The 17,887-nt window shown below is 70.7% G+C and carries 18 protein-coding genes; 12 read left to right on the plus strand and 6 right to left on the minus strand.

The genetic code is table 11. From position 1 onward, the window contains the following. The first annotated feature begins 135 nt into the window (after positions 1–135). Together AB0C20_RS05715 and AB0C20_RS05720 are read left to right on the plus strand one after the other, a co-directional pair. A complete protein-coding gene (locus tag AB0C20_RS05715; RefSeq protein WP_357188388.1) occupies positions 136–804 on the plus strand; it encodes a Maf family protein in 669 nt (222 codons plus the stop codon). Beyond that, positions 801–1,454, plus strand: coding sequence for an O-methyltransferase (locus tag AB0C20_RS05720; protein WP_357188390.1), 654 nt, complete (start codon positions 801–803; stop codon positions 1,452–1,454). The genes AB0C20_RS05715 and AB0C20_RS05720 overlap by 4 nt, the downstream gene beginning before the upstream one ends. Positions 1,455–1,551: 97 nt before the next feature. Here AB0C20_RS05720 and AB0C20_RS05725 read toward each other — a convergent pair whose 3' ends face one another. The 3 genes from AB0C20_RS05725 to AB0C20_RS05735 form a co-directional block, all read right to left on the minus strand. Then, positions 1,552–2,307, minus strand: coding sequence for an ABC transporter permease (locus AB0C20_RS05725; protein WP_124823257.1), 756 nt, complete (start codon positions 2,305–2,307; stop codon positions 1,552–1,554). A gap of 18 nt (positions 2,308–2,325) precedes the next feature. Then, positions 2,326–3,285: an ATP-binding cassette domain-containing protein gene (locus AB0C20_RS05730; RefSeq protein ID WP_357188393.1), complete on the minus strand. Its 960-nt coding sequence runs from the start codon at positions 3,283–3,285 to the stop codon at positions 2,326–2,328. Between the two features lie 121 nt (positions 3,286–3,406). Continuing rightward, positions 3,407–4,018 carry a PadR family transcriptional regulator gene (locus AB0C20_RS05735; RefSeq protein WP_357188511.1) on the minus strand — a complete coding sequence of 204 codons (612 nt, stop codon included), beginning with the start codon at positions 4,016–4,018 and terminating at the stop codon, positions 3,407–3,409. Between the two features lie 150 nt (positions 4,019–4,168). Between AB0C20_RS05735 and AB0C20_RS05740 the strand changes: the two genes are divergently transcribed. Further along, complete coding sequence (locus AB0C20_RS05740; RefSeq protein ID WP_357567459.1) at positions 4,169–5,917, plus strand: biotin carboxylase N-terminal domain-containing protein; 1,749 nt, start codon at positions 4,169–4,171, stop codon at positions 5,915–5,917. A 15-nt stretch (positions 5,918–5,932) separates the two neighbouring features. Here the strand turns inward: AB0C20_RS05740 and AB0C20_RS05745 are convergent, their stop codons facing one another. Beyond that, positions 5,933–6,826: a LysR family transcriptional regulator ArgP gene (locus AB0C20_RS05745; RefSeq protein WP_357567460.1), complete on the minus strand. Its 894-nt coding sequence runs from the start codon at positions 6,824–6,826 to the stop codon at positions 5,933–5,935. 70 nt (positions 6,827–6,896) lie between these two features. On the opposite strand from AB0C20_RS05745, the gene AB0C20_RS05750 reads away from it, so the two are divergent. Both AB0C20_RS05750 and AB0C20_RS05755 read left to right on the plus strand, forming a co-directional pair. Beyond that, positions 6,897–7,493 carry a LysE/ArgO family amino acid transporter gene (locus tag AB0C20_RS05750; RefSeq protein WP_357188399.1) on the plus strand — a complete coding sequence of 199 codons (597 nt, stop codon included), beginning with the start codon at positions 6,897–6,899 and terminating at the stop codon, positions 7,491–7,493. Between the two features lie 159 nt (positions 7,494–7,652). After that, entirely contained in the window at positions 7,653–9,092 is a 1,440-nt protein-coding gene (locus AB0C20_RS05755) for a GuaB1 family IMP dehydrogenase-related protein (protein WP_357188401.1), read from the plus strand. 141 nt (positions 9,093–9,233) lie between these two features. Here the strand turns inward: AB0C20_RS05755 and AB0C20_RS05760 are convergent, their stop codons facing one another. Further along, positions 9,234–9,791, minus strand: a complete 558-nt coding sequence (locus tag AB0C20_RS05760; protein ID WP_357188403.1) for a TetR/AcrR family transcriptional regulator — start codon at positions 9,789–9,791, stop codon at positions 9,234–9,236. A gap of 83 nt (positions 9,792–9,874) precedes the next feature. Between AB0C20_RS05760 and AB0C20_RS05765 the strand changes: the two genes are divergently transcribed. The 4 genes from AB0C20_RS05765 to AB0C20_RS05780 all read left to right on the plus strand — a co-directional run bounded on the left by AB0C20_RS05765 (position 9,875) and on the right by AB0C20_RS05780 (position 14,658). Next, positions 9,875–10,321 carry a DoxX family protein gene (locus AB0C20_RS05765; RefSeq protein ID WP_357188405.1) on the plus strand — a complete coding sequence of 149 codons (447 nt, stop codon included), beginning with the start codon at positions 9,875–9,877 and terminating at the stop codon, positions 10,319–10,321. Between the two features lie 25 nt (positions 10,322–10,346). Then, positions 10,347–10,829: a MarR family transcriptional regulator gene (locus AB0C20_RS05770; protein WP_124861988.1), complete on the plus strand. Its 483-nt coding sequence runs from the start codon at positions 10,347–10,349 to the stop codon at positions 10,827–10,829. Continuing rightward, complete coding sequence (locus AB0C20_RS05775) at positions 10,823–12,556, plus strand: ABC transporter ATP-binding protein (protein ID WP_357567461.1); 1,734 nt, start codon at positions 10,823–10,825, stop codon at positions 12,554–12,556. Before AB0C20_RS05770 ends, AB0C20_RS05775 begins: the two co-directional genes overlap by 7 nt. Positions 12,557–12,744: 188 nt before the next feature. Beyond that, entirely contained in the window at positions 12,745–14,658 is a 1,914-nt protein-coding gene (locus AB0C20_RS05780) for an ABC transporter ATP-binding protein (protein ID WP_357567469.1), read from the plus strand. 39 nt (positions 14,659–14,697) lie between these two features. On the opposite strand, the gene thrS is transcribed toward AB0C20_RS05780, so the two are convergent. After that, a complete protein-coding gene (gene thrS, locus AB0C20_RS05785) occupies positions 14,698–15,915 on the minus strand; it encodes a threonine--tRNA ligase (protein WP_330439739.1) in 1,218 nt (405 codons plus the stop codon). Between the two features lie 508 nt (positions 15,916–16,423). On the opposite strand from thrS, the gene AB0C20_RS05790 reads away from it, so the two are divergent. Genes AB0C20_RS05790 through AB0C20_RS05800 form a run of 3 tightly spaced genes read left to right on the plus strand, consistent with a single transcriptional unit; the run spans position 16,424 to position 17,794 of the window. Next, the gene (locus tag AB0C20_RS05790) at positions 16,424–17,053 is read left to right on the plus strand and encodes a DedA family protein (protein ID WP_357188411.1); all 630 of its coding nucleotides are present in this window, start codon (positions 16,424–16,426) and stop codon (positions 17,051–17,053) included. 44 nt (positions 17,054–17,097) lie between these two features. Further along, positions 17,098–17,448, plus strand: coding sequence for a type II toxin-antitoxin system RelE/ParE family toxin (locus tag AB0C20_RS05795; protein WP_357567462.1), 351 nt, complete (start codon positions 17,098–17,100; stop codon positions 17,446–17,448). A gap of 13 nt (positions 17,449–17,461) precedes the next feature. After that, positions 17,462–17,794, plus strand: coding sequence for a helix-turn-helix transcriptional regulator (locus AB0C20_RS05800; RefSeq protein ID WP_357188414.1), 333 nt, complete (start codon positions 17,462–17,464; stop codon positions 17,792–17,794). Positions 17,795–17,887: the final 93 nt, after the last annotated feature.

The following is a 17,887-nucleotide window of genomic DNA, read 5'->3' on the forward strand; positions in this document are numbered from 1 at the left end:
ATGATCAACGAAGCGCTGGCCGCCCGGCCGCCCCAAGGGCGCCCGACCACCCGGCCGGCCAAGGGCGCCCGGCCACAGGGCCGTGCTGGGCGGGGTGTCGGTCTTGGAGGGGGGTTGGGCGGTAACGTCGGGGTGGTGTCTGAGACTTTGCCGCTCCGCCTCGTGCTCGCTTCGGCGAGCCCTGCCCGTCGTAAGTTGCTCCAGGCTGCCGGCGTCGAGCCGGAGGTGCTGGTCAGCGGGGTGGACGAGTCCCTGGTGGTGACCGAGCGGGCCGAGGAGTTGTGCCTGGAGTTGGCTCGCCTGAAGGCGCAGGCGGTGTTGACCCGGCTCAACGCGACCGCCGATCAGCGGACGTTGGTGATCGGCTGCGACTCGGTGCTCGCCTTCGACGGGGAGATCCTCGGCAAGCCGGCGGATGCGGCTGACGCGACCCGGCGGTGGCTGCGGATGCGGGGACGCAGTGGCGTTCTGCACAGCGGGCACTGCCTGGTCGACGTTAGTGCGGGCCGGCGCGCGGAGGCGGTCGCGTCGACCACTGTCCACTTCGCTGACATCAGTGACGACGAGATCGCCGCGTACGTGGCCACTGGTGAGCCGCTGGCGGTGGCCGGTGCGTTCACTATCGACGGGCTGGGTGGGCCGTTCGTGGAACGAATCGAGGGTGACCCGGGGACTGTGGTCGGGCTGTCGATGCCGCTGCTGCGCCGGCTCCTCGCCGAGCTGGATCTGCGGATCACCGACCTGTGGACGACTGTCGCGCCGGGCGGCCAAACTGTCGAGCCGCTCGGTAACGTCCGGTCATGACCACCAAGTCGATCCCGCTCACCAACGAGCTGCACGCCTATCTGGTCGCACACGGCTCCCCGCCGGACGAGATCATCAATGACCTGGCCGAGGAGACCCGGTCGGTGCTGCCGGAGCACGCCACCATGCAGGTGGCTCCGGAGCAGGCCGCGTTCCTGACGTTCCTCACCCGGCTGCTCGGCGTGCGGCAGGCCGTCGAGGTCGGCACGTTCACCGGGCTCTCGTCGCTGGCGATCGCCCGCGGGTTGCCCGAGGGTGGGCGACTGACCTGCTTCGACATCTCCGAGGAGTTCACCGGCATCGCCCGGCGCTACTGGGCGCGGGCCGGCGTGCAGGATCTCATCGACCTGCGCATCGGCCCGGCGGCGGACGGGCTGCGGGAGTTGCCGCACGAGCGACACCTGGACTTCGCGTTCATCGACGCGGACAAGACCGGCTACCCGATCTACTGGGCGGAACTGGTGCCCCGGATGCGTCCGGGTGGGGTGATAGCCGTCGACAACGTGTTGCGGGGCGGGCGGGTCATCGCCCCGCAGGACGCCAATGACCGGGCCATCGCCGCGTTCAACGACGAGGTCCTCGCCGACGTACGGGTGGACCCGGTGATGCTGCCGATCGCGGACGGCCTCACCCTCGCCCGGGTCCGCTGAGGGTCAGCGACAGCCGGACAGAGCGACCTCCGAAAACGGATATCGGGGTGTCCCCGACGAAGGGACACCCCGATAACCAGGAACAGCCGACCCAGCGTCAGCGGACGCTGCGGGCGAACTGGCGGGCGGCCCAGTAGACGCCCAGCGCGGCGAGGACCGCTGTGATGCTGAGGCCCTGCCAGACCTTGTCGCTGCCCAGGTCACCGGCGAACAGTGCCCGGGTGCCGTCGACAGCCCAGGAGAACGGGTTCCAGTTGGCGATGCCCTGCAACCAGCCGGGTGCGAAGGTCAGCGGCAGCAGGATGCCGGAGAGCAGCAGCACCGGCTGCGCCACCGTGTTCATCAGCGGGGCGAGCGCATCCTCGCTCTTGACCTTGAGGGCGACGCCGTAGGAGACGGCCGAGGTCATGAGGGCGATCAGGGCGAGCATCAGGTACGCCAGCAGCAGGTCCCCGATGAACACCCGCAGGTCGAAGATGAGCGCCAAGAGCGTGATGATGACCGCCTGCACAAGGAGCGAGACCACGTCGCGCAGCGAGCGGCCGAGCAGCAGGGCGAGCCGACTGATCGGGGTGACCCGGGAGCGTTCGATGACGCCGGCTCGCAGCTCGGCGATCAGGCCGAAGCCCTGGAACAGGCCACCGAAGATGGCCAGCAGCACCAGCAGACCCGGTACGAAGATCTTGTAGGCGGCGGCCTGGGTGGGCGCGTTAAGTGCGGGCTTGAGCAGCGGGGCGAAGAGCAGCAGGTACATGACCGGCTGGAACACGCCGACGAAGACCCAGACCGGGTTGCGTAGCAGGAGTTGGATCTGGCGCTGGAAGATCAGCCACGTGTCACGGGCGAATTTCATGAGAGTCGTCTCCGGTGGTCAGGACTCGCGCAGCGAGCGGCCGGTCTTGGTGAGGAAGACGTCGTCCAGGCTGGGTCGGTGCAGCTCGATCGAGCGCAGCTCCAGCCCGGCGTGGTCGAGTCGGCGCAGCACCTGCGGGATGGCGGTGGCGCCCTCGTCGACGTAGAGGCGCAGGCCACCCTCGTCGACAGTCTCCAGCTTGTTGACGTACGGCTCGCCGTCGAGCGTCTGGGCGGCCTGCGGGGTGGCGGCCAGGTCGAGACCGACCAGCACCACGTCGCCGGAGATCTCCCGTTTGAGCTCGGTTGGTGTGCCCTCGGCCACCACCTCGCCGTTGTCCATGATCGCGATCCGGTCGCAGAGCGCGTCGGCCTCGTCCAGGTAGTGGGTGGTGATGAAGACGGTCATCCCGTCGGCGCGGAGCCGCCGGATCTCGTCCCACATGTGGGCGCGGCTCTGCGGGTCGAGGCCGGTGGTCGGCTCGTCCAGGAAAACGATCTTCGGCTCGTGGATGATGCCGAGGGCGATCTCCACCCGACGACGCTGGCCGCCGGAGTAGGTCTTGCACTTGCGGTCGGCGTACTCGGTGAGCTGGAAGGCGTCCAGGGCGCGGGCGGCGCGCCGCTGCGCGTCGACCTTGCTGATGCCGTACATCCGGGCGTGCAGCACCAGCTCCTCGCGGGCGGTGGACTCGTCCCAGGTGCTGCCGCCCTGCGGGACGTACCCGATGCGGCGGCGCACCTCGGCCGGGTCCTTGCGCAGGTCGGCGCCCGCGATGGTGGCTTCGCCGCCGTCCGGCTCGATCAGCGTGGCGAGCATCCGCAGCGTGGTGGTCTTGCCGGCGCCGTTCGGGCCGAGGAAGCCGAAGATCTCGCCCTTGGCAACGTCAAGGTCGACGCCCCGCACGGCGTCCACCGTCTTCGTCTCTCGACCCGCGCGGGAGCGGAACGACTTCCGCAGCCCCCTGGTCTCGATCATTTCTGCTCCTGGTCGTTCGGGCCGGTCGGGCCGGCCATCGAGTGGGCGAACGCCGGACGGCGCACTCCCCCGCTGTGCCGCCAGCAGGCTAACGCGATATAGCTTTTTTAGTCAACGTTGATTATTCCGCGTTGGTGTCGGGCGGCTCCACGCCGTCCCTCCACCCCGACCAACCCTGCGCTTCATCCAGCTCAGCAGGCAGGTACGACACTCCGGAATCGATCCGCTCCGCGATCCGCTCGCACCAGCTCATCTCCGCCTCCGCCCGCGCCGACCACAGCTCGAACATCCAGCCCACGTGCACAGGCTTGCGGTTGCGCACCCAGTCCGACTCCAACGAGGCGCGCATGGACTCGACGCCGGCGCGCAGCAGGTTGGCCCGGTTACGCAGGGCGGCGGCCGCCTCGGCGCGCGGCATGGCCGGCAGGAAGGAGAAGGCCGCCACGAACGGGTCGGCGGGCTCGGTGATGGTCCACCAGGAGTTGCGCAGCAGCGTCTCGAACTCGTCCTCCCCCTTGACCGTCACCTCGTACGTGGTCCGCGCCGGACGGGCGCCCACCTGCTCGGTCGCTACGGCGCGGAGCAGTCCTTCCTCGGTGAGCTTGCGCAGGGCGTGATAGATCGATCCGGGCTGTACGTTCGCCCACTTGTCGGCGCTCCAGCTCAGCAGCTCACGGCGCACGTCGTAGCCGTGCACGGGCTGCATCCACCGCACCAGACCGAGAATCATCATCCGAGTCGAAGACACCCGATAAGCGTAATAGACAAGTTTGACTAAACCGTGGCGGATGCAGTGCGGCATCCCACACTGAGCGATCGTTAGGGCCGCCGTGGGCGGCCGATACACTCCCCGTCAGTAACCTGCCCGGGAGGAGCCACGAAGGTGCGCAAGGTACTCATCGCCAACCGCGGCGAGATCGCCGTCCGGGTGATCCGCGCGTGCCGCGACGCCGACCTGGGCAGCGTCGCCGTGTACGCGGACTCCGACCGCGACGCCCTGCACGCCACCCTCGCGGACGAGGCGTACGCGCTCGGCGGGGACAGCGCGACCGAGACCTACCTGCGCATCGACAAGCTGCTCGACGTCGCCGCTCGGGCCGGCGCTGACGCCGTACACCCGGGTTATGGCTTCCTCAGCGAGAACGCCGACTTCGCCCAGGCCGTCATCGACGCCGAGCTGACCTGGATCGGCCCCACCCCGCAGGCGATCCGCGACCTGGGCGACAAGGTCACCGCCCGGCACATCGCCCAGCGGGCCGGCGCGCCGCTGGTCCCCGGCACCCCGGACCCGGTGGCCAGCCCGGACGAGGTGATGGCCTTCGCCGTCGACCACGGCCTGCCGGTCGCCATCAAGGCCGCCTTCGGTGGCGGTGGGCGCGGCCTCAAGGTCGCCCGCACGATGGAGGAGATCCCGCAACTGTTCGAGTCGGCCACCCGGGAGGCGGTCACGGCGTTCGGTCGGGGCGAGTGCTTCGTCGAGCGGTACCTCGACCAGCCCCGGCACGTCGAGGCGCAGGTCCTCGCCGACCAGCACGGCAACGTGATCGTGGTGGGCACCCGGGACTGCTCGTTGCAGCGACGTCACCAGAAGCTCGTCGAGGAGGCGCCCGCGCCGTTCCTCACCGACGCCCAGCGCGCGCAGATCCACGAGAGCGCCAAGGCGATCTGCCGCGAAGCCGGCTACCACGGCGCCGGCACCGTGGAATACCTGGTCGGCGTCGACGGCACGATCTCCTTCCTGGAGGTCAACACCCGACTCCAGGTCGAGCACCCGGTCACCGAGGAGACCGCCGGCATCGACCTGGTCCGCGAGCAGTTCCGGATCGCCGACGGCGAGAAGCTGCGGATCACCGAGGACCCGACGCCGCGCGGGCACGCCATCGAGTTCCGGATCAACGGCGAGGACCCGGGCCGCAACTTCCTGCCCGCCCCCGGCACTGTCACCGCGCTGCGCCTGCCCAGCGGGCCGGGTGTGCGGGTAGACACCGGCATCTCGGCCGGCGACGTGATCGGCGGCAACTTCGACTCGCTGCTCGCCAAGGTGATCATCACGGGTGAGACGCGGACCGAGGCGCTGGAGCGCGCCCGCCGCGCACTGGACGAGATGGTCCTCGACGGGATGGCCACCGCGCTGCCGTTCCACCGGCTCGTCGTGCGGGACGAGGCGTTCACCGCCGAGCCGTTCACAGTGCACACCCGGTGGATCGAGACCGAGTTCCACAACACCGTGCCGCCCTTCACCGCCGCCGCCGGCCCCGCCGAAGCGCCGGCCGAGCGCGACACCGTCGTGGTCGAGGTGGGCGGCAAGCGCATCGAGGTCAGCCTCCCCGCCGGCTTCGGTGGGAGTACGACCACAGCGGCACCCGCCGCCCGCAAGTCGACCCGGCGCGGCGGCGCCAAGGCCGGGGCTCCGGTCGGCGGCGACGCGCTCACCTCGCCGATGCAGGGCACCATCGTCAAGATCGCGGTGGCGGACGGCGACACGGTGGCCGAGGGCGACCTGGTCGTGGTGCTGGAGGCGATGAAGATGGAGCAGCCGCTGCACGCGCACAAGGCGGGTACGGTCAGCGGTCTCAGCGCCGAGGTCGGCGCCGTGATCACCGCCGGTGCGCCCATCTGCACCATCGCCTGAGCGCCCGGCGGGAAGTCAGCGCAGGGTTTCGGCGGCAACCGCGCGGACGGCGGCGGTCAGGGCGTTCAGCACGTCGGACTCCAGCCGCCAGTGCTGCCAGTACAGGGGCACGTCGAGGTGTCGACCCGGTGCGAGGTCGACACAGTGACCGGCGGCCAGGTCGGCCCCGGCGATCTGTTCCGGCACCAGGCCCCAGCCCAACCCGAGCCGGATCGCCGCACTGAAGGCCGGCACCGACGGCACGTAGTGCACCGGCGGGTCGAGCGGTCGACCGACCACCGCCCTGATGAACCGGTGTTGCACCCGGTCCTTCCGGTCGAAGACGGTCAGCGGCGCGCCCGCCAGCGCGGACGCGGTGAGTCCCTCACCGAAGTGGGAAGCAGCGAATTCCGGCGTGGCGAGCGCGCGGTAGCGCATGGCCCCGAGCCGCAGCACCCGGCAGCCCTGCACGGCCTCCCGCTGGGCGGTGACCGCCGCCGTCACCGAACCGTCGCGAAGCAACTCGGCAGTGTGGTCCTGATCGTCCCGCCGCAGGTCGAACGAGAGCCCGGCCCGCTGCGGCAGCCGGGCCAGCGCGGCGGGGAACCAGGTGGCCAACGAGTCCGCGTTTACCACCACGGCGACCCGGATCAGGCCACCGCCGGCCAGCGGGCTGCGAGCATCGGCCAGCGCCTCCCGTTCGAGCAGCGCGAGCTGGCCGGCCAGGCGCAGCAGCGGGCGGCCGGCGTCGGTTGCCACGCACGGACGGGCGCGGCGGACCAGGACCTGGCCGACCGTCTCCTCCAGCGCCTTGATCCGTTGGCTCACCGCCGACGGCGTGACGTGCAGCAGCCGGGCCGCCGCGTCGAAGCTGCCCTCCGCCACCACCGCCGCGAGTGTCCGTAGCTGCGCCGAATCGAGACCATCCATTAGCTGAGCTTAAGTTGCGTCAGAATCTTTAGTTGGACTGGTGCCAGCCGACAGCCCTAGCGTCGACTCCGTGCTCACTTCCGCCGTCGCCGGCTTCTCGATCTCCATCGCGCTCATCGTCGCCATCGGCGCCCAGAACGCCTTCGTCCTGCGCCAGGGCCTGCGACGCGAGCACGTCGTACCCGTGGTGCTGACCTGCGCCGCGTCGGACGCGCTGCTGATCATGGCGGGAGTGGCCGGGGTCGGTTCGCTGGTGACCGGCCGACCGGGCCTGCTGATGGCGATCCGCTGGGGCGGTGCGGCCTTCCTGCTCTGCTACGCGGGGCTCGCCGCCCGCCGCGCCCTGCGTCCCGGCGCCCTGCTGCCCACCGAACGGCCGCCGGCCACGTTGGGGGCGACACTGCTCGCCTGCGCCGCCTTCACCTACCTGAACCCGCACGTCTACCTGGACACCGTGCTACTCCTGGGCAGCGTGGCCCAACAACACCCGCACCGGTGGGTCTTCGGCGCCGGCGCCGTTCTGGCCAGTGTGGTCTGGTTCACCGCGCTCGGCGTCGGCGCGCAGCGCCTCGCGCCGCTGCTCGCCCGCGCCATCGCCTGGCGGGTGCTGGACGCGGTCATCGCCGTCGTGATGGCCGGGCTCGCCGCAGCCCTCCTGCTGGGCTGACCGGTTCGTACCCGGCCGTGCTCGCCGTGGCACTTCCGCCGGGCTGCGCGACAATCCGGCGAGCACCGACGACGCCACCGGGACCACTACCAACGACGGTGCGAGTGTTTTCCGCGACCACCGGCGGTGGAATGGACCGCGAGCGGGAATGATTGCCGGGTGCGGTTCCTTCACGGCGCGGCTCCCGCGCACGACCTGACCTATACCGACGTCTTCATGGCGCCGGCCCGCTCCGACCTGGGCTCCCGGCTCGACGTCGACCTCGCCACCGGCGACGGCACCGGCACCACCATTCCGTTGGTGGTGTCGAACATGACAGCCGTCGCCGGACGGCGGATGGCGGAGACGGTCGCCCGCCGGGGTGCCATCACGGTGATTCCGCAGGACATTCCGATCGAGGTGGTGGCGAATGTCGTCGCCTGGGTCAAGCAGCGCCACCTGGTCTACGACACGCCCATCACGCTGGGCCCGACCGAGACCGTTGGCGATGCCATCCACCTACTGCCCAAGCGCTCGCACGGTGCGGTGATAGTGGTCGATGACGCCGGCCGGCCGATGGGTGTGGTCACCGAGGCGGACACCACTGGCGTGGACCGCTTCGCGCAGCTGCGTCACGTGATGTCCACCGAACTGCACACCGTCCCGGCGGACGCGGATCCTCGTACCGGTTTCGATCTACTCTCGGCGGGCCGTCGCCGACTCGCCCCGGTGGTGGACGCCGAGGGTCGGCTGGTCGGGGTGCTGACCCGACAGGGCGCGCTGCGCGCCACCCTCTACACACCGGCCGTGGACGACAGGGGTCGGCTGCGGATCGCGGCGGCCGTCGGGATCAACGGGGACGTGACCGGCAAGGCCGCGGCGCTGCTCGAGGCGGGGGTGGACACGTTGGTGGTGGACACCGCGCACGGCCACCAGGCACGGATGATCTCCGCACTTCAGGCGGTCCGGAAGCTGGACCCGGGGGTGCCGGTGGCGGCCGGCAACGTGGTGACCGCCGAGGGCGTACGCGACCTGGTGGAGGCTGGGGCGGACATCATCAAGGTCGGCGTCGGCCCGGGGGCGATGTGCACCACCCGGATGATGACCGGCGTGGGTCGACCGCAGTTCTCCGCCGTGCTCGACTGCGCGGCCGCTGCCCGCCAACTGGGCCGGCACGTGTGGGCCGACGGCGGGGTGCGGCACCCTCGGGACGTGGCGCTCGCGCTCGCCGCCGGGGCGTCGAACGTGATGATCGGCTCCTGGTTCGCCGGCACCTACGAGTCCCCGGGTGACCTGTACACCGACGCGGACGGCCGGCGGTACAAGGAGAGCTTCGGAATGGCGTCGGCTCGGGCGGTCAGCGCCCGAACCGCCGACGACAGCCCGTACGACCGGGCCCGCAAGGCGGTGTTCGAGGAGGGCATCTCCTCGGCCCGGATGCACCTGGACCCGGCCCGCCCCGGTGTCGAGGACCTGATCGACGAGATCATCGCGGGGGTACGCAGCGCCTTCACCTACGCCGGCGCACGCGACCTGACCCAGTTCCACGAGCGAGCCATCGTCGGCGTGCAGAGCGCCGCCGGCTTCACCGAAGGAATGCCCCTCCCCACCAGCTGGTAACCCACCCACCCACCGGCCCCGGCCCCGGCCCCGTCCGCCCCGACGCGTCGATCATGGAGTTGTGGTGCCTCGCAAAAGGGGCGGCGATGAGCGAATCGCCCACCACGCCTCCATGATCGACGCTGCAGGGCGGGGTTGCTGTCAGGTTGACAGTCGGCGTAGGACGGCGCGGGCTGCCTCGCGAGGATTGTTGCCCACGCGGTCGGGCAGTGCGCCGGCCAGCCAGAGGGTGGCGAAGCCGTGCGCTATCGACCAGGCCGCGAGCGAGTCCCGGTCGGTGTCGGCGGGCGCGCCGCCGCTGGGCAGCGCCGCCACCCCGGAGCGGAGCGCGGCGCCGGCCCGAACCCGAGCCGCGTTCAGCTCGGTGTCGTCGGCCCGGTAGAGCTCCGGCCGGAACATCACCTCGAAGTACGCCCGGTGCGTGACGGCGAAGTCGACGTACGCGACGCCGGCCTCCAACAGGTCGTCCGCCTCGGACAACGCCTGGGCCAGCTTGTCGAAGCCCTGCGCGGCGAGCGCGGTGAGCAGGCCCGCCTTGTCGCCGAAGTGATGTGCGGGCGCGGCGTGCGAGACACCGGCCCGCCGGGCCAGGTCGCGCAGGCTCAGCGCGGCGGGTCCGACCTCCCCGACGGCCTCCAGCGCCGCGGCGAGCAGGGCGCGGCGCAGATCGCCGTGGTGGTAGGCGCGGGTGTCGGTCATGGGCGAATCTTATCTTGCCATTGACAAGATGCACCCCTGGCACGCAATCTTGTCACTGGCAAGTTTCACAGAGGAGGATTCCGATGGCACCCCTGATCGCCTTGATCGTCGGCACCGCACTGACTCGAATCGCCGGCCTGGCCGGCATCACCGCACTGGACGGCTGGCATCCCGCGCTGCGCGTCGGGCTGGCCGTGATGTTCACGCTCACCGCCGTCGCGCACTTCGTCGGCCAGCGGCGCGCCGACCTGATCGCGATGGTCCCGCCCCGACTACCCCGGCCGGACCTGCTGGTCACCGTCACTGGCGTGCTGGAACTGGCAGGCGCCGTCGGTCTCCTGGTGCCGGCGACCGCCCGGGTCGCGGCAGCCGGGCTCGGCCTGCTCATGCTCGCCATGTTCCCGGCCAACGTCTCGGCCGCCCGGCGCGAACTGACCCTCGCCGGCAGCCCGGTCACCCCACTCGCACAGCGAACGGTGCTGCAGATCGTGTTCGTGGCCACCGCTGCGGTTATTTCGTTTGGCCCCTGACTATCAGGGAGCTAACCTGCCTGTTGTGGAACTCGTGACCCTCCAGGACGTGCCGCTCGGCCGGCTGCTGGTGGTGGCCGGGCACCTGGTCGGGCAGCGGTGGAACCGCTACCTCGCCGAGGAGCACGGTCTCACCCAGGCCGGCATGATCACCCTGCTGACGCTCGCCCGACACGGCGAGTTGCCGCACCGGGCGGTCGCCGAGAAGGGGTTCGTCCGCCCGGCGACCCTGACCGGCATCGTCGACACGCTCGAGCGCGACGGCCTGGTCGAGCGGCAGCGCGACGACAACGACCGACGCAGCATCCGACTCGCCATCACCCCCGCCGGGCGGGAACGGGTGGCCGCGCTCGGCGCGCTCATGCACTCCGGACGGCCCCTCACCTCGGTCGACGCCGACCCGGCGAAGGCCCAGGTGATCCGGGAGTTCCTGCTTGAGGTCATCGGCAGCGGAGACGACCCGCGGATGACCGGACGCCCTACCGAAACGAAGGACCCGGCGTGCTGATCAGACTCCTGCGCGGCCAACTGCGCACCTATCAGAGACCGTTGCTGGCGGTCGTGCTGCTCCAGTTCGTGGGCACCATGGCCTCGCTCTACCTGCCCAGCCTCAACGCGGACATCATCGACCAGGGTGTGGCCCGGGGCGACACCGACTACATCGTGCGCACCGGCGGCTGGATGCTGCTGGTCAGCCTGATCCAGATCGTCTGCTCGATCGCCGCCGTCTACCTGGGGGCCCGGGTCGCGATGGGCTTCGGCCGCGACGTACGCGCCGAACTGTTCGGGCACGTCAACCGCTTCTCCGCCCGCGAGGTGGCCCGGTTCGGGGCGCCGTCGCTGATTACCCGCAACACCAACGACGTGCAGCAGGTGCAGATGCTCGTGCTGATGAGCTGCACGATGCTCGTCGCCGCACCGATCATGAGCGTCGGCGGCGTGTTCATGGCGTTGCGTGAGGACGTCGGGCTCTCCTGGCTGATGCTGGTCAGCGTGCCGGTGCTGGCCATCGCCCTCGGCGCGATCATCCGTCGGATGGTGCCGGGCTTCCGGCTGATGCAGACCCGCATCGACACTGTCAACCGGGTGCTGCGAGAGCAGATCACCGGCATCCGGGTGGTTCGTGCGTTCGTCCGCGAGCCGTACGAGACGGACCGCTTCGGCGTCGCCAACGCCGACCTGACAGCGACCGCGCTGCGTACCGGTCGGTTGCTGGCGTTGATCTTCCCGGTGGTCATGCTGGTGCTGAACGTCTCCAGCGTGGCGGTGCTCTGGTTCGGCGCGCAGCGGGTGGACGCCGGCGCGATCCAGGTCGGCGCGCTCACCGCGTTCCTGCAGTACCTGATGCAGATCCTGATGGCGGTCATGATGGCCACCTTCATGCTGATGATGGTGCCGAGGGCGGCGGTCTGCGCCGAACGGATCGTCGAGGTGCTGGACACCGACTCCTCGGTGGTCCCGGCCGCCGCGCCGGTCACCGAACTGCCCACCCGAGCCGAGCTGGAGCTGCGCGGGGTGCGCTTCCAGTACCCGGGCGCTGTGGAGCCGGTGCTGCGCGACATCTCCTTCCGGGCGATCCCGGGCACCACCACGGCGATCATCGGCAGCACCGGCGCGGGCAAGACGACGCTGCTGTCGCTGATCCCCCGCCTGGTCGACGTCACCGACGGCGCGGTGCTGGTCGACGGGGTGGACGTGCGGGAGTTGGCGCCGGACGAGCTGTGGCGACGCATCGGCCTGGTGCCGCAGCGGCCGTACCTGTTCACCGGGACGGTCGCCAGCAACCTGCGCTACGGCAACCCGGACGCCACCGACGAGGAGCTGTGGGCGGCGCTGGAGATCGCCCAGGCCCGCGACTTCGTGGCCCAGATGCCCGGCGGGCTGGACGCCCCGATCGCGCAGGGCGGCACCACAGTCTCCGGTGGGCAGCGGCAGCGCCTGGCCATCGCCCGGGCCCTGGTCCGGCAACCGGAGATCTACCTCTTCGACGACTCGTTCTCCGCGCTCGACCTGGGCACCGACGCGCGACTGCGAGCGGCGCTGCGGCCGGTCACCGCGCAGGCGGCGGTGGTGATCGTGGCCCAACGGGTCTCCACGATCATCGACGCCGATCAGATCATCGTCCTGGAAAACGGAGGGGTCGTCGGAGTGGGGCGACATGCGGAGTTGTTGGACACCTGCCCGACGTACGCCGAGATCGTGGCCTCGCAACAGACCACTGAGGTGGCGGCATGAGCGAGCGTGACGAGCCGCGCACAGCGGCCGTACCCAGTCAGAAGCCGGCCGGCGACGGACGGACGCCCGATGAGACAGCGCAGCAACCCGGCGGGGGACCCGCGGCGGAGACCGGCAGCGGCGCGGCGACGCCGAAGCGGCTGCCGCCCGGCGGGCAGCGCGGCGGCCCGGGCTGGATGAGCGCCGGAATGCCCGCCGAGAAGTCGATGAACTTCGGGCCGTCGGCCCGACGGCTCCTCGGCCGGCTGCGCGCGCACCGACTGCACCTGGCCGCGATCATCACGTTGGCAGTGGTGAGCGTCGGGTTCAGCGTGGCGGGGCCGAAGATCCTCGGCCACGCCACCGACCTGATCTTCACTGGGGTGATCGGTCGGCAACTGCCCGCCGGCACCACCGCCGAGCAGGCCGTCGCGGCGGCCCGGGCCAGCGGCAACGACAGCTTCGCCGACATGCTGGCCCGGATGGACGTGGTGCCCGGGGTGGGCATCGACTTCAGCGCCCTGAAGCGGGTGCTGCTGCTGGCGCTCGGGCTCTACCTGGCGGCGAGCCTGCTGTCCTGGTGGCAGGGGTGGCTGCTCAACGGGGTCGTCCAGCGCACAGTGCTGCGGCTGCGCGCCGAGGTGGAGGAGAAGCTCAACCGGCTGCCGCTGCCCTACTTCGACAGGCAGCCGCGCGGTGAGTTGCTCAGCCGGGTCACCAACGACATCGACAACATCTCCACCAGCCTCCAGCAGACCCTCAGCCAGCTGCTCACCTCGCTGCTGACCGTCGTCGGCGTGCTGGCGGTGATGTTCTGGATCTCGCCGGTGCTGGCCCTGGTGGCCCTGGTCGCGGTGCCGTTGTCGGTGCTGGTCACCCAGCGCATCGCCAAGCGCTCGCAGAAGCAGTTCATCGCCCAGTGGACGCACACCGGCGAGTTGAACGGCCAGATCGAGGAGGCGTACACCGGTCATGAGCTGGTGAAGGTCTTCGGCCGGCAGCGTGAGGTCGAGGCCGCGTTCCACGCGAAGAACGAGGAGTTGTTCCGCGCCAGCTTCGGGGCGCAGTTCATCTCCGGGATCATCATGCCGTCGATGATGTTCATCGGAAATCTGAGCTACGTGGCGATCGCCGTGGTCGGCGGGCTGCGGGTCGCCTCCGGCACGATGAGCCTCGGTGACGTGCAGGCGTTCATCCAGTACTCCCGCCAGTTCACCCAGCCGCTCACCCAACTCGCCTCGATGGCCAACCTGCTCCAGTCCGGGGTGGCCTCGGCCGAGCGGGTCTTCGCGGTGCTCGACGCGGCCGAGCAGAACCCCGACCCGGTCGCGCCGGCCCGGGTCACCGACCCGCACGGTCGGGTCGAGTTCGAGCACGTCTCGTTCCGCTACGAGCCGGACAAGCCACTGATCGACGACCTGTCGCTGGTCGCCGAGCCCGGACACACGGTGGCCATCGTCGGCCCCACCGGCGCCGGCAAGACCACGCTGGTCAACCTGGTGATGCGGTTCTACGAGCTGGACGCCGGCCGGATCACGCTCGACGGGGTGGACATCACCACGATGCGCCGCGACGACCTGCGCGGCCGGATCGGCATGGTGCTCCAGGACACCTGGCTGTTCGGCGGCACCATCCGGGACAACATCGCCTACGGGCGGCCGGACGCCACCGAGGAGGAGATCCTCGCCGCCGCCCGGGCCACCTTCGTGGACCGGTTCGTGCGCAGCCTGCCCGACGGCTACGACACCGTCATCGACGAGGAGGGCAGCAACGTCAGCGCCGGCGAGAAGCAGCTCATCACCATCGCGCGGGCGTTCCTCGCCGAGCCGTCGCTGCTGATCCTCGACGAGGCCACCAGCTCGGTGGACACCCGCACCGAGGTGCTGCTGCAACGGGCGATGGCCGCGCTGCGCTCGGACCGGACCAGCTTCGTGATCGCGCACCGGCTCTCCACCATCCGCGACGCCGACCTGATCCTGATGATGGAGGACGGTCGTATCGTCGAGCAGGGCACCCACGAGCAGTTGCTCGCCGCCCAGGGCGCGTACCACCGGCTCTACCGCTCACAGTTCACCGGCGCGGTGGTCGACGAGGAAGCGGCCGCCCAACCGGCGTCGGTCTGAGGTCGGGCGGCCGTGCGCGCGAGACGATCGGTGGGCGTGTCAGTCCGACGGCAGCAGGTCGGTCGCGCGGGCGGCGACCTGCCCGCCGATCAGGGCGAGAGCGGCGGCGGCGGGCATCGGGGCCAGGGCGCGGCCGCCGCGCAGGCGCAGCGCGAGTCGCCCGTCGGCCACCTCCCGGGCACCCAACACCCCGAGGTACGGGACGCGGCGGCGGGCCGCGTCCCGTACCCGGGCGCCCAGCGAGCCGGCAGCGTCGACCTCGACCCGGAGGCCGGCGTCGACCGCCCGCCGGGCCAGGTCGGCCGCCGCGTCGGCCTGGCCGTCGTCGACCGGCAGCAGCACCAACTGGACGGGTGCGTACCAGGCCGGGAACGCCCCCTCGTGCACCTCGATGAGGTACGCGAACAGCCGCTCCATGCTGCCGACCAGGCTGCGGTGCACCATGACCGGTCGACGCCGGCTGCCGTCCGAGTCGGTGTACGACAGGTCGAACCGTTCCGGCTTGTCGAAGTCCAGTTGGATGGTGGAGATGGTCGACTCCCGGCCGGCCGCGTCGACGATCTGGATGTCGATCTTCGGACCGTAGAAGGCAGCCTCCCCCGGTGCCTCGACGTACTCCACCCCGGCCAGCGCCTCCCGGAGCAACTCCTCGGCGCGGGCCCACTGGGCGTCGTCGCCGACGTACTTCTCACCCGGCCCGCGCAACGACAGCCGGAACCCGGCCGGCCGGACGCCGAGCGCGGCGTGCGCGGCACGGATCAGCCCGAGGATCTCGACGACCTCCGCGCCGACCTGCTCGGGGGCGCAGAAGGTGTGCGCGTCGTTGAGCGAGATGGCGCGTACCCGGGACAGCCCACCGAGCACACCGGAGCGCTCCGAGCGGTACATCCCGCCCAGCTCCGCGATCCGCAACGGCAACTCCCGGTAGGAACGGCCCCGCGCCCGGAAGACCAACGCGTGGTGCGGGCAGAGGGCCGGCCGGAGCACGAACTCGTCGTCGGCGCTGAGCCGCATCGGCGGGAACATGTCGTCGGCGAAGTAGCCGAGATGGCCGGAGAGCTCGAAGAGTTCCCGCTTGCCCAGCGGCGGCGAGTAGACGTGCTGGTGGCCGGAGCGGCGCTCCAACTCCCTGACGTACTCCTCGACGGCGTGCCGGGCGGCGGCGCCGGCCGGCAGCCAGATCGGCAGGCCGGCGCCGGCCAGCGGGTCGGAGACGAAGAGGTCCAGCTCGCGGCCGAGCCTACGGTGGTCGATCATGTCGGGCTCCTGGATCGGGTACGACCCGGAGGCGACCTGAGCTCCGTTCGGCGCACTGCCCACCGGGGCGGATCGCCCCGGGGCCTGGTCGACGGTGTTTACGTCAGAGCGGCGCGCCGGGGACACCCGGCGTCGTGGTCATCACTACCGCGCTGCGCATACGGCGACCGTACTCGCGCGACTATCGGGGATGCACCCGGATTTACGGCGGAGGGGTGGGCCGCCGGCGCGGGACCCGCCGGCGGCCCTGGCGGCCGAATCGTCAGGAACGGGGGACCCGACGGGCATGGCCGCGCCGACAACGGTACGCCGACGAACGCCGTTCTGCCGCCCGCCTCGAACGGGTGCAACGGCCTCCGGACCCGTCACCCGGCAGCGACCGGCCTCGTTGTAGCTGGGTGGCCCAGTCGTGTCGACGGTCACGACGGGCCGGGGCCGTCCACCGTGACGCCGGACACGACGTCAGGCTCAAGACACCCAATCGGCCGCATTCGGCGAGGTGGCAGGCGTGCCCGAACTTCTGACTGACGTCGCATCGCCGACGTGGGCGTACCTGGTGCTGCTCGCGCTGCTGATCGCGGACGCCTTCGTGCCGGTGATCCCCACCCAGGTCGTCATGATCACCAGTGGTGCGCTCACCGTCTACGGCGGGCTCAGCCTGCCGGTCACCATCGCCGTCGGAGCGCTCGGCGTATTCGTCGGCGACCTGGCCTGCTACCTGCTGGGGCGCAGCGCACCGGACCGGCGGCCACCCCGGCACGCCGAGCTGAGCCGCGCCCGCCGGGTGGCCAGCCGGGTCACCCAGGGGCTGCGACAACCCGGGCCGCTGGTCATCCTGCTCTGCCGGTTCGTGCCCGGCGGCCGGATGGCGGCCTGCTTCTCGGCCGGGCGCAGCCGCTACCCGTACCGCCTGTTCGTGCTCTACGAGGCCGTCGCCGCGCTCGGCTGGGCCACCTACGGCGCGCTGGTCGGACACCTGGGCGGCACCGCGCTGACCGAGTCGGCCTGGCGGCTGGCCATCATCGCCACCGCCGCGGCAGCCGGCTTCGCCGCGGCCGGATGGGCGATGACAGTGGTCAGCGCCCGCCACGCCCGCGCCACCGCCGCGGTCGCAGCGGTCGAGGTCCCCGTCGACTGAGTGTCGTTACATCTGCGGGTATAAGCTCCACTTATATTGGCAGCATGTGGGACGTCAAACTTCATCCTCAGGTCGAGGAGTGGTTCCTCAACCTCTGCAAGACGGATCCCGCCAGCGCCGACCTCATCAGCGAGGCCATCGACCTCCTCGCCGAACACGGGCCGGCGCTCGGGCGTCCCCTGGTTGACCGTCTCAAGGGCAGCATCTTCCACCACATGAAGGAGTTGCGGCCTGGGTCGACCGGCTCCACCGAGGTCCGGATGATCTTCGCTTTTGATCCAGTTCGAGAAGCTGTTTTCTGGTTGCTGGCGACAAGTCGGGCCAGTGGCAGACTTGGCACAAGACGGCGGTCCCGTTGGCGGACGACCGGTTTCAGGAGCACCTCTCCAGGCTGAGGGAAACACAGAGATGACCGATGGAGCTGACTGGCAGGACGTCAAGGCGAAGGCCCGCGCGCTCGACCCTTCCTGGGCAGATCCGGACCGGGTCTCCCGACGCGCTCAGCACCGTGAGCAGATGCTGGCAGCGGTCAGTGGGGCGCAGCTGGCAGAGATCCGCAAGCACCTGGGTATGACTCAGGTACAACTGGCCGAGGCGGCGGGGCTGACGCAGGCGAGGATCAGCCAGATCGAGAACGGCGAGCACACCAGCCTGGGATCACTCCGCGCCTACGTCACCGGCCTGGGTGGTCATCTCGACGTCGTCGCCCGCATTGGGAACATCCAGCTGAACGTCGCCTGACCTGGCGAAGGTCTTCGCGACCATCGGACGTTCACGGATGCGCGGAAGCACGTGACGGCCGCATCCCGGAAGGCCTCTAGGGGTGGTCCCGGG

The organism is Micromonospora sp. NPDC048843, from assembly GCF_040649965.1.
In the GTDB taxonomy this organism is placed as follows: domain Bacteria; phylum Actinomycetota; class Actinomycetes; order Mycobacteriales; family Micromonosporaceae; genus Micromonospora; species Micromonospora hortensis.